Annotated in this window: 12 protein-coding genes and 1 pseudogene; 8 read left to right on the forward strand and 5 right to left on the reverse strand. The window is 66.1% G+C overall.

Translation table 11 applies throughout. The annotated features are described in order from the left end of the window. Positions 1–919: flotillin family protein (locus RTM68_RS13685; protein WP_312171825.1), on the reverse strand; the 919-nt coding region annotated here is incomplete at its 3' end. Between the two features lie 107 nt (positions 920–1,026). Next, positions 1,027–1,455, reverse strand: coding sequence for a MarR family transcriptional regulator (locus RTM68_RS13690; protein ID WP_312171828.1), 429 nt, complete (start codon positions 1,453–1,455; stop codon positions 1,027–1,029). Positions 1,456–1,755: 300 nt separating this feature from the next. On the opposite strand from RTM68_RS13690, the gene RTM68_RS13695 reads away from it, so the two are divergent. After that, positions 1,756–2,331 (forward strand): VanZ family protein, encoded by a 576-nt coding sequence (locus tag RTM68_RS13695; RefSeq protein ID WP_312171831.1) that lies wholly within the window; start codon positions 1,756–1,758, stop codon positions 2,329–2,331. 27 nt (positions 2,332–2,358) lie between these two features. Here the strand turns inward: RTM68_RS13695 and RTM68_RS13700 are convergent, their stop codons facing one another. After that, positions 2,359–3,045: a hypothetical protein gene (locus tag RTM68_RS13700; protein WP_312171833.1), complete on the reverse strand. Its 687-nt coding sequence runs from the start codon at positions 3,043–3,045 to the stop codon at positions 2,359–2,361. An 817-nt stretch (positions 3,046–3,862) separates the two neighbouring features. Between RTM68_RS13700 and RTM68_RS13705 the strand changes: the two genes are divergently transcribed. From RTM68_RS13705 to RTM68_RS13725, 5 genes are all read left to right on the forward strand, one after another. Then, positions 3,863–4,996, forward strand: a complete 1,134-nt coding sequence (locus tag RTM68_RS13705) for a toll/interleukin-1 receptor domain-containing protein (RefSeq protein WP_312171835.1) — start codon at positions 3,863–3,865, stop codon at positions 4,994–4,996. Between the two features lie 470 nt (positions 4,997–5,466). Then, positions 5,467–6,426 carry an ABC transporter substrate-binding protein gene (locus RTM68_RS13710; protein WP_312171838.1) on the forward strand — a complete coding sequence of 320 codons (960 nt, stop codon included), beginning with the start codon at positions 5,467–5,469 and terminating at the stop codon, positions 6,424–6,426. A 31-nt stretch (positions 6,427–6,457) separates the two neighbouring features. Next, positions 6,458–7,513, forward strand: coding sequence for an iron chelate uptake ABC transporter family permease subunit (locus RTM68_RS13715; protein ID WP_312171840.1), 1,056 nt, complete (start codon positions 6,458–6,460; stop codon positions 7,511–7,513). A 4-nt stretch (positions 7,514–7,517) separates the two neighbouring features. After that, a complete protein-coding gene (locus RTM68_RS13720) occupies positions 7,518–8,567 on the forward strand; it encodes an iron chelate uptake ABC transporter family permease subunit (RefSeq protein ID WP_312171843.1) in 1,050 nt (349 codons plus the stop codon). Continuing rightward, a complete protein-coding gene (locus RTM68_RS13725; RefSeq protein WP_312171846.1) occupies positions 8,564–9,355 on the forward strand; it encodes an ABC transporter ATP-binding protein in 792 nt (263 codons plus the stop codon). Before RTM68_RS13720 ends, RTM68_RS13725 begins: the two co-directional genes overlap by 4 nt. Before the next feature lie 32 nt (positions 9,356–9,387). Here RTM68_RS13725 and RTM68_RS13730 read toward each other — a convergent pair whose 3' ends face one another. Further along, positions 9,388–9,720, reverse strand: a complete 333-nt coding sequence (locus RTM68_RS13730; RefSeq protein WP_312171848.1) for a hypothetical protein — start codon at positions 9,718–9,720, stop codon at positions 9,388–9,390. Positions 9,721–9,908: 188 nt separating this feature from the next. On the opposite strand from RTM68_RS13730, the gene RTM68_RS13735 reads away from it, so the two are divergent. Both RTM68_RS13735 and RTM68_RS13740 read left to right on the forward strand, forming a co-directional pair. Continuing rightward, a complete protein-coding gene (locus tag RTM68_RS13735) occupies positions 9,909–10,247 on the forward strand; it encodes an ATP-dependent DNA ligase (protein ID WP_194762813.1) in 339 nt (112 codons plus the stop codon). Positions 10,248–10,264: 17 nt separating this feature from the next. Next, positions 10,265–10,543, forward strand: coding sequence for a hypothetical protein (locus tag RTM68_RS13740; RefSeq protein WP_312171850.1), 279 nt, complete (start codon positions 10,265–10,267; stop codon positions 10,541–10,543). 12 nt (positions 10,544–10,555) lie between these two features. Here RTM68_RS13740 and RTM68_RS13745 read toward each other — a convergent pair. Next, a pseudogene (locus tag RTM68_RS13745) lies at positions 10,556–11,179 on the reverse strand (acyl-CoA dehydrogenase family protein); the annotation flags it as partial.

The raw sequence follows: 11,179 nt of genomic DNA on the forward strand, positions 1-11,179 counted from the left end.
CGACGCGCTTGACGTCGGCGTCGAGCTGAGCCTGACGGTTCTCGGCCTGCTGCTGCAGAACGGCCTGCTGAGCCTGCTCGCGGGCGAGGTTCTCGGCCTGCTCTGCTTCGGCGCGCGCACGGCCGATGCCGGCGTTCGCGTTGGCGGTGTTGGTGTCGAGGGCGGTCTGCTCGACCAGGTTGGCTTCCTGGTTCGCGATGTTCTTCTGGTTGATCGCACGGTCGGCGTTGGTCTGCGAGATCTCCGCCGACTGACGCTTCGCCTGGATCTCGGGCGCACCCAGCGACTGGATGTAGCCGACCTTGTCGGTGATGCCCTTGATCTGGAACGAGTCCAGGATCAGACCCTGCTCGGCGAGCTCCTGCGAGACGTCGGCGGCGATCTGGTCGGAGAACTTCTTGCGCTCGCGCATGAGCTCGACGACCGAGAGGGTCGCCACGATTCCACGGAGAGCACCTTCGAGCTGCTCGGTGGTGAACTGCTCGATCGCTTTGTCCTGCGAGGCGAAACGCTCGGCGGCGCGGCGCACGAGGATGGGGTCCGAGCCGATCTTCACGATGGCGACGCCGTCGACGTTCAGCGTGACGCTGTCGAGCGACTGAGCCTCGGCGTTCAGCGAGACCTGGCGCGAGCGCAGCGAGATGATCTCGTGGCGCTGCGTGATGGGGTTCACCAGCGACTTGCCGTTCACGATGACCGTGACGGGCGACTCCGACATCTCGTCTCTGGTCGAGCCGTCCGCGCCGATGACAGCGCGTGCCACCTTCTGCTTGCGTCCCGAGATGACGAGCGCCTCATCGGCGCGCGCGACCTTGATCCAGCTGCGTGCGAACAGCAGCAGGATGAGCAGGACGACGACGGCGGCGACGACCGCTATGCCGACGATGACGAGGATGCCGACGATTCCGGCGATCTCCATGAATGACCTCCCTGGTTCCCCCCGAGGGGGTGGTCTGATGCCGCGGCGCGAAGATGCCGCAACTCCGCTCCACCCTGCCAGAAAACAGCAGGGGGCGTCGGGATGGGTCAGCGGCCGCGGAGCTTCTCGGCCAGGTCGCGCAGCGTCTTGAGCTCGGAGTCTTCGAGCACCGACATCCGTTCGGCGATCGATCGGCCGTGCACGGTCGCGAGGCTGCGGAACTCGCGAGCGCCGGCGTCGGTCGCGGTGATCAAGGCTCCACGGCCGTCTTCGGGATCGGGCGCCTTCTCGACGAGGCCTCGTGACACCATTCGGTCGACGAGTCGCGAGACGCTCGGCTGGCTGATGAGCATGTTCGCGGTGACGTCGCGAAGCCGGGCGGTCAAGTCGGGCGACCGTGTGACGGTGAGCAGCACGTCGTACTCGGCCTGAGCGAGATCGCTGCCCTCGAAGTCCGTGTTCATCTCGGTGAACAGCTCGTGCTGAGCGCGGAACAGGCTCTCCCATGCTTCGAGGGCGAGCTTGCGATCGGTCATGGGAACAGCGTACTGGCAACAGTAAAGGGCCGGTCGGAGAGGCTCCCGACCGGCCCTTGTCCCTTGCACCAAGAGTGTCCTGCAATCACATGAGGTGGATGCCACAGCAAACATTCACCGTGCGATCACTCTATAACGGCGAGATAACGAATGCAACGGTTTGATCACGGAAATCTTGATCGCGTCCCTCTCCGGCACTCTCGCGTCGGTCGAGCTCAGCGAGAATCGTGACGGTTCACGATCCCGATACGATCGGTGCGGTGCTGCTGCACCGCACCACGCAGTCGCCGGAAGCAGTGAATGAAGTTCGTCGAAGTCCCCATGCTCCCGATCGTGATCCCCTTCGGAATCGTGATCTTCCTCGTGCTCATGAGGGTCCTCCGCTCCCGCGGGCGCGTCACCCTTCCCCGGGCGAGCGTCGCCGCCGTCCTCGCGATCTACGCGGGCGGCGTGCTCGCCAACACGGTCTTCCCGATCTTCCTCCGTGTCGGGACGGGGTTCTACGACGGGCCGCGGCCGCTGGCGCTCTACCTCGTGCCGTTCGTCGACTACGGGCTCGAGGATGCTCTCATCAACGTCGCGGTGTTCGTCCCGCTCGGTATGCTCGTGCCGCTGCTCACCGCGAGGCCGAGCTGGTGGAAGGTGGTCGCGATCGTCGCCGGTGCGAGCCTCCTCATCGAGCTGACCCAGATGGCCACGGCACGGCTCGCCCTCGGCGGACACCTCGCGGACATCAACGACTGGCTGACGAACATCCTGGGCGGGATCATCGGTTACGGCCTGTTCGTGCTGCTGATGCGGTCGACGAAGGTCGCCGGATTCGCCCAACGGTTTCAGTGGCCGGTGCGCGAGCGCGCGGGCAGCTCGCCGGCCTGAGTCCCGTAGCCGGCGAGCGGGTCGACCTCAGTCTTCCGGTGCCGAGTCCGTGCCGCGGTCCGCGTCGAGGGCGATGCCGAGTCTGCTCCTGATCTCATGCGATCGCTTCTCCGCGTCGGCTGCTGTGCGCTCGAGACCGGGCAGATCCTCCGGGCGGAAGTACCAGGTCGACCGGTCGCCGGGGGAGACCTGACGTTCCTCGTCAGTGAGCTGTGCGTCGGTGCGGGCTTTTCGGAGGTCAGCCTCGGCGCGGTCCCGGTCGACGAGCACCCGCGACGCGAGCACGATGTCCGGAGCAGGCAGATCTGCGGGAGCGCCAGCCACCACGAGGGGATGGATGAGCACGGAGGGCAAGGGTTTCGGGGAGGGAGTTGCCGACACCGCGCGCGAGGCGACGACCCCGGTTACCGTCGCTCCCACGGCGAACAGCAGGCCGACGGCGGCGGCGATGTCGTGAAACGGCAGCCGGAGCGACACGACCACGACGCCGACCACGGCCGCGGGCAGGAGACCGCCGGCGATCGGGAGGAGGCAGCCGATCGCATCCTTTCTGCCACGGGTGACCCGCACTCGCCGATGGCTTTCGATGATCGCTAATGCGTCGATCCCGCTGTCCGGCGGTACGAGGTGCAGCTGATCCGGGCGCGTCCGGATCGCCGCAGCGTCGACGGCCGGCAGGCGGAAGCAGTCCGGGCGGTCGGGGGAGAGAGGCACCGAGCCATCCTCTCGTGCCCTGATCCTCGCGGCGAGTACCAGCCTGGGGAGCGCCGCGGTCGACGGCAGCCCGAGCTCCGTACTCAAAGGTCCGCCGAAGATGATCGTTTGTCGAGCGGCTCGAGGTCCGGCGCGACGACGCCGCAGCAAACCCTCGTCATCGTCGCGGCTGACGAGAGCACAAAACGCACTCATACTTCCGCTGGCTGTCTCCAGAAGGTTGAGTCACGCTCAATCGCCAGAGCCCATCAGTTTCGGCAGGGGTACCGATCTCGTCGAGCGGAAGTGCGAGACGCCGGCCGGGGTGCGGTCGTGTCCCACACCGGAACCTGCTGCGCCAAAGCGCATGCCTCGCGCTTTGGCCAGTTTGAGGGCGAAGCACGACTACCGACTTGTCTCGTCAGATGGATCTCGTCTCGGCAGCGCAGCGCGGTCCAGGGGCGCTCAAGTGAAGCAACCGCGAAGACGTCCTTTCAAGCGGTTGAACGTGATTCGAATCGCAGATTGCGGCATGCCCTCGACCGATCATTGCCGTCCCAAGCCGAAGACTCCTCCATGTTACGTGCCAAGTCGCTGTGTCAGCGGTCAACGAAGTCACGGATGCGGGTCCGGGTGGTCAGGCGTGCCCGGCTGATGCTCACACCCTAGCCCTGGAGGGGGCTCGATGCGAGGTTCAACGCTTGCGTGCTCGCTGGATCGTGGCCCGCCCTCCTTCATCGACTCTGCGATTTAACGGGCCGTACGGCCCGTATCTTGCGATTCGATTGAGTCGAGCCAGAGTTCCGGTATCCTGGCCACGATAATCGAGGGGTGACCGGTGGACACGACGTACGAAGCATTCTGGAGTTACGCGCACGACGACGATTCGCGATCTTTTGGCCGCGTTTCGAAACTTGCCGAGGCCATTCAGAACGAGTTCGCCTTGACGACAGGCGACGAGCTGGGCATGTTTCTGGACCGTTCCTCTATTCATTGGGGGGATGCATGGCGCACCAAGATCGACAGCGCTGTTGGCGACGCTCCATTCTTTATGCCGATCATCACCCCGAGCTATTTGAAGAGCATCGAGTGCCGAAAAGAGCTTATCGCCTTCAGCGGGCACGCGAAGAGCCGGGGTATCGACAGGCTTCTTCTGCCAATCTTGTACATTGATATTCCCAACCTTGCTGAGGACAGTCCAGATGAGGTTCTCGCGCTAATTGCGCGGACTCAGTATCTCGATTGGCGCAAGTTGCGCAACAAGAAGCTGGATTCCGAAGAACACCTCGAAGCTGTGCACGAAATTGCGGAGGAACTAGCACGGCGCCGACAAGAAGTGTCTGTGGTAGCGCTGCACACTGAAAGCCGCTCGGCATCGGACGAGGTAGAAGAGCTGACTGCCACGGCTCAAGCGATTGACGAAAAGCTGCCTGCGTGGATGGAGGCGGTCGACTTCGACAAAGTTGCTGGCGCACAATGGTCGGCCGCCCTTGATGTTCGACTGGACCGTATCGATCGTCTCCACTCTCAGCGCGCACCGCAGAGTGCGGTTATGGCTACGTTCATTCAGCTGGGGAAGGAGTTGCTCCCCATCGCGAGCGATCGCCTCGACAAAGCGCAGACCTATGCGAAGGTCACCATCGAACTGGATCCGCTCGTGAATCGCGCTATCCGACTCTTAGGGCTCCATCCGGATCAGTCTGACCTGCTTTTCAGCCTTCGAGACGGAGTGAACGAAGCGTGGTTGAACATCGATCCAACGACCGGTGGCAATGACTTTTCCCTCCCATCGGGCATGCCAGAGAATAGACACCTCAACGAAACGGACCTTCTTTTGGGTGCCTCGTACACCCATGTCATGGAGGGGAACCGCATCGTAGTCGGCTGGCGAAACGCTTTGCGCGCGCTCGATGGACTGCCGCCAGAGTACATCAACGAAGAGGACTTCATCCACCCGCTGGCAGGTCGATAGTTGCGGCGCCTGCTCGAAGCGTCCCCCTTGACGTGAAAGACCTGCAATTGATCCGAGCCTAGGTGAATGTAAGTGCGCGCAAGGGCATCTTTCGAGGCCGAGCTTTAGTTTGTGCGGTGGCGCCTGTCAGCGAAGCCAATGGCCGGGTGCTAAGTCGCCCGGAGGCGGTCGGCTGCGATCTTCGAGTGGCGCCGGGTATCCGACGGCCGATCAGTATCGGAGCCTCGGTCGAAATCGAGTCCCAGGCATTTATTCGTCTGGCGTTCGATGCGATCGTCGTATCCGACTCTGCCCAACCATGTCCTAGTCCGATTTTGGTCTCGTGCCGCGGGGCCTGCGTGGATCGACCAACGCTCTGTTGACGTGGTTCCCAACACGGCGCAGGTCAAGTCCTACTTAGGATTACCTACCCTAACTTCAATCTTGCTACGGTCGAAGGGATCCCCTCCACCGACAGATTGGTCCTCACTGTGCTCCGCCGCGCCTCCCTCGTCGCCCTCGTGGCCGCGTCCGCCCTGCTGCTCGCCTCCTGCGCCTCGTCCGAAGGGCAGACCGAGCAAGGCACCGACGGCGATGCCGGCGTGACGCTCACGCATCCCTCGCTCGAGGGACTGGAGATCGACTTCGATGCCCAGCCGCAGGACATCGTCATGGACTGCTACGCCTACAGCTCGCTCCACGAGTACGGTGTCGAGCCGGTCGCGCTCTTCGGGTACGAGTGCGACAACCCGTTCGTGATGGGGGACGCCGACATCTCCGACATCCCGGTCGTCGGCAAGGACGGCGAGATCGACGTCGAGAAGCTCGCCGAGCTGCGACCCGACGCGATCGTCGGCCAGGGCACCGCCGACGGATGGTCGTGGTTCGACGAAGACGTCAACGCGCAGATCACCCGCGTCGCGCCCTTCGTGCCCCTCCCGAGCAGCGAGACGATCGACGGCCGCATCGCCGACACCCGTGAGATCGCGGCCTTCTTCGGGGCGGATGTCACCTCCGACGCCATCGAGCAGTCCGATGCCGACCTCGCTGCGGCGAAGGAGGCCTTCGGTGCCGCCATCGCGGACAGCGACCTCGACATCATGCTGACCAGCCCGACGAAGGAGATGCTCTACACCGGTGTCGGATTCGCTCAGGCGACGATGCTCGAGGAGCTCGGTGCGACGATCGTCGGCGCCGACGCTCCGGCGACCGGCAACCCGTGGGGACAGGTCGCCTGGGAGGACGCCTCGACCTTCGGAGCCGACATCCTGCTCGTCGAGGGCTACAACGAGGACTTCTCGTTCAGTGCCGACCTGTGGAACGCTCTGCCCCCCGTGCAGGCCGAGCAGCTGGGCGCCTGGAGCTCGAAGGGCGCGATGACCGCATCCACCTACGCGGCCTGGCTGAACGACCTGACGGCTCTCGTCTCCTCGTCGACCAAGGTCGCCTGACACCCCGATGCACGCGCAGAACGCGGCAGTCGTGTCCGCCCCGAACACACCCGTGTCCGGGGCGGACCCGCGAACTCCGGCGACCCGACCGCATCATCGGCGCCGGTGGCTCGGGCTCCTCGGGCTCGTCGCGCTCTGTGCGCTGGCGCTCGCCGCCAGCATGCTGGTCGGCTCGCGCTTCGTGGCCCCTGCCGACGTGCTGCACTTCCTCCTGCATCCCGACCCTGACGATGCGGTCTCGCAGACGATCTGGTTCTCGCGAGTGCCGCGCACCGTTCTCGTGCTCGTCGCCGGCGCGGCACTCGGAGTCGCCGGAGCCCTGATGCAGGCGGTCACGCGGAACCCGATGACCGACCCCGGCATCCTGGGGGTGAATGCCGGGGCATCGCTCGCCGTGGTCGTGGGACTCGCGTTCTTCGGGGTGACCGACATCTCGCAGTACATGTGGTGGTCGTTCGCGGGCGCGATGATCACCTCGGTCCTCGTGTTCGTGATCGGCAACACGGGCTCGGCGCGCGGCAATCCGGTGCGCATGACGCTCTCGGGCGTCGCACTCGGTGCGGTGCTCTCGGGCTTCACGTCGGCGGTGCTGCTGTCGAACTCCGAGATGCTGCAGCGTCTGCGCGGCTGGTCGGCGGGGACGACCGCTTCTCAGCCCCTCGACGCCACTCTCGCCATCGTGCCCATCATCGCGGCGGGCCTCGTCATCGCGCTCCTCAGCTCCCGATCGCTCGACGTGCTCTCGCTCGGCGAGGCGTCGGCCGTGGCGATGGGCGCGCATCCGCAGCGCATCCGACTCGTCGCCCTCGTCGCGATCGCGCTGCTCGCGGGCGGCGCGACGGCTGCGGCCGGGCCGATCGGATTCCTGGGTCTGCTCGCCCCGCACCTCGCGCGCATGATCGTCGGCCCGCATCAGGGATGGATCATGGCGTACTCGGTGCTGATCGCCCCCGTGGTCATGGGGTTCGCCGACGTGCTGGGTCGCATCATCACCGCCGGAGAGGTGCCCGTGGGCATCGTCACCGCGTTCATCGGTGCACCCGTGCTGATCTACATGGTCCGTCGCTACCGGGTCTCGGAGGTGTGAGGCGATGACCGACATCGACTTCGGCCGACGCATCCTGCGTGTCGGACGCCCCTCGCGGCCCCTGCTTCTCGTGGATGCCCGCTCGCTGGTGATCTGTCTGTCGATCTGGGCCGCGATCGTCGTGCTCGCCGTCTACGCGCTGTGCACGGGATCCGCGCAGATCACCCCGTGGGAGGCCCTCGTGACTCTCGCCGGAGGCGGAGACGACTACACGACCATGGTCGTGCTCGAGTGGCGTGCTCCCCGCATCCTGATGGCGGTGCTGTTGGGCACCTGCCTCGCGCTGAGCGGTGCGATCTTCCAGAACCTCACCGGCAATCCGCTCGGGTCGCCGGATGTCATCGGATTCCAGACCGGGTCGTACACCGGTGCTCTCGTCGTGATGCTGCTCCTCGGCGGGGGATCGGCCGCGACCATGGTCGGGGCGCTCACCGGCGGTGTGGCGACCGCCTTCCTCGTGTTCTTCCTGTCGTCGAAGCGCGGCGCGGTGCGTGGCGTGCGCCTGATCATCGTCGGCATCGCGGTGAGCGCGATGCTCGCCTCGGTGAACGTCTGGATACTGCTCACAGCGACCGTCGAAGACGCGATCATGGCGGGGCTGTGGGGTGCCGGCAACCTGTCGGGCGTCTCGTGGCCCACCTTCGCGACCGCGCTCATCGGGTCGGCGCTCTTCATCGTCGCTGCGGCGGCGCTCAGCCGGCCGATGCGCATCATGCAGATCGGGATGCCGTTCGCGACCGCCCTCGGGCAGAACGTGCGACTGGTGCAGGTGTCGGCGATCGTGATCGGGGTCGGGCTCACGGCGCTCGCCACGGCGACGGTCGGCCCCATCTCCTTCATCGCTCTCGCCGCACCCCAGATCGCCCGGCGGATCGTCCGGTCCGACGGACTCGCCCTGGGGCCGGCGGCCGCCGTCGGATCGATGCTCCTGCTGCTCGCCGACGTCGTGGCGCAGCGGATCCACCCCGACTCGCCCCTGCCTGTGGGCATCGTCACGGTGTCGATCGGCGGACTCTACTTCCTCTGGCTGCTCCTCCGAGAAGGAAAGAAATGATGACTCGATTGACGGTCGACGGCGCGGCACTCGGCTACGCCGACACCCTCGTCTGCGAAGACGTGTCCGTGGAGATACCCGACGGTGCGTTCACCGTGATCGTCGGTCCGAACGCGTGCGGAAAGTCGACCTTGTTGAAGAGCCTGACCCGGTTGCTGCCGCCCACGCGCGGACGCGTACTGCTCGACGGACGCAGTCTGCATGAGCTGCCGACCAAGCAGCTCGCGCGCGAGGTCGGGCTGCTTCCCCAGGGGCCGGTCGCGCCCGACGGGATCCGTGTGGTCGATCTCGTGACCCGGGGCCGCTACCCGCATCAGAAGCTGTTCGCGCCCTGGTCGCCCGACGACGAGGCGGCCGTGGGAGAGGCGATGGACGCCACCGGCATCCGTCACCTCTCGGGTCGTCTCGTGGACGAACTCTCCGGTGGCCAGCGACAGCGGGTGTGGATGGCGGTCGCGCTCGCGCAGCAGACTCCGATCCTGCTGCTCGACGAGCCGACGACCTATCTCGACGTCAGCCACCAGATCGAGCTGCTCGAGCTCTGCCGCTCGCTCAACCGGCGACAGGGCAACACGCTCGTCGCCGTGCTGCACGACCTCAACCAGGCCGCTCGCTACGCCGATCACATCATCGCGATGAAGGACGGCGAGGTCGTCGCGACGGGTGCGCCGGATGCCGTGATCACCGAGGAACTGGTCTCGAACGTCTTCGGCGTGGATGCGCGCGTGATTCCCGACCCCGAGTCGGGCAGTCCGCTCGTGGTGCCGCGCTGGCTCCACGCCGCCTGAGGCGGAGTGACGGGGCGCAGGCCATCCGATCGTCAGCCGAGGTCGTGGTCGGTGGGACTCGAGTCTTCGTCCATCTCGTCGACGAGGATGATGCCGCCCGAGGAACTCGCGCTCAGCATCAGGTGCTGGATCCACGTGGGGTTGAGATCGGGAGTCTCCGCATCGTCGAAGACGAATCGGAGGGGGATGGACGGATGCAGCCAGATCGTCGACCGCCCTCGTGCCTGCCCGTCAGGGTGCTGCCATGACACGGTGAAGCTCTCCTGTCGGCGCAGCTTCGTGGCGATGGCCACCTTGAGATGAGCGAGGGCGCGGTCCTCGATGCGGATCGGGTCCTCGGTGGCGCCGTAGAACAGCATTCCCATATATCGAGCGTAGCGATCACCGACAGGACACGGGGCGCAATGTTCCTGCGCATAACGGACAGCGGCTTCGCGCGGACAGCACTTGCACATTTCCGACGTGGCATTCTGGACATATCACCACGTGGCGATTCCCCCGGATCGCCCCTCTGGCACGGGTCCTGTGGAGATGAGAAGCAGAGGAGCCCCTGATGGGCCGATTCATCTACGAAGGTGGTCAGAAGGTCGAGATCGAGGACCGCGCTCTCACGCACCTGCAGCTCGTGATCACGGCCAAGCTGCGACGCGGCGAGCCGTTCTCGTTCTCGTGGAAAGAGGATTCGAGCGTGGGCGGCGGTCGCACGACCGTGTGGATCCACTCGGGCAGCGCCCTCGTCTTCAAGTACTTCGGCAGCCGCCAGCCGGCCATCAACCGCGCCTGGGTCGACGCGCTCGCCTTCACCGCGAACGCGCCATCCGGCCTCTACATCACGCCGGAACCTGCCGAAGGTGGCGCCGTCGAGCGCAAACCCGAGGTGGCGAACGCCTGACCTCGTAGGCTGGGGCAATGCTCATCGCACTCATCCGTCCCGTCGAGAGCAGCACCGTCGACGTCATCGGCACGACCCTCGAGGACGTGCACGACCAGCTCATCGCTCAGCAGCAGCCCGGCTTCGTGCTCGCATCGGCCCCGGTGCGCATGCTCAAGGGCGAGGCGAAGATGGAGTCCACCGGCACATTCTGGCGTGTCGACGGCGTGCAGGAGATCGAGGCCGACGACATGGCCGCGCTCGAGGCCAAGGTGCCGGACGGCTGGCGGATGCTCTCGGTGCGCAGCACCGACTGATCCCGCCGAGCATCAGGACGTGGCGAGCGACCTGGTGTCTTCGCCGACCGACGCGTTCTCGCTGACGGACGTGCCTTCGCCGACCGCCCAGACGAACTCGGGCGTACGTCCGTTCACGGCGTGGTCGCCGAGCTGACGTGCCTTGAAGATCCACGGATTGTGCGACGACACCGTGCGGGCGTTGCGCCAGTGCCTGTCGAGCGCGGTGCCCGACCTCACGGCCGAGGCGCCCAGGGTGTCGAACAGCCTCGAGGCGGCCCGCGGCACCAGGTCGGTCAGGACGATCTGCGCCTGCGACGACCGCAGCTCAGCGGTGACCACGGCGTCCTCGGTCTCGGGGGTGCCCAGCACATCCGCCGCATGCTGCACGGCACGGGCGACGTCGAGCACCAGGGCCCGTGCCGTCGCACTCGTCGCGGTCAGCTCGCCGACGATCTGCAGGACCTGCGGGTCGTCGGCCACTCGGCCGGCGCTTCCGTGGCTGTACACGCGGGTCCGCGCCCGCACCTGGTCGACGGTGTCGCGCTCGATCGCGGCGGCGATGCCGGCGAGCACAGACAGCAGGGTGAGCTGGTAGACCGCGGTCTGGAACGGGAAGCGGGACGCGAACGGCTCGACGTCGTCGTCATCGACCGA

The organism is Microbacterium sp. (assembly GCF_031988965.1).
In the GTDB taxonomy this organism is placed as follows: Bacteria; Actinomycetota; Actinomycetes; order Actinomycetales; family Microbacteriaceae; genus Microbacterium.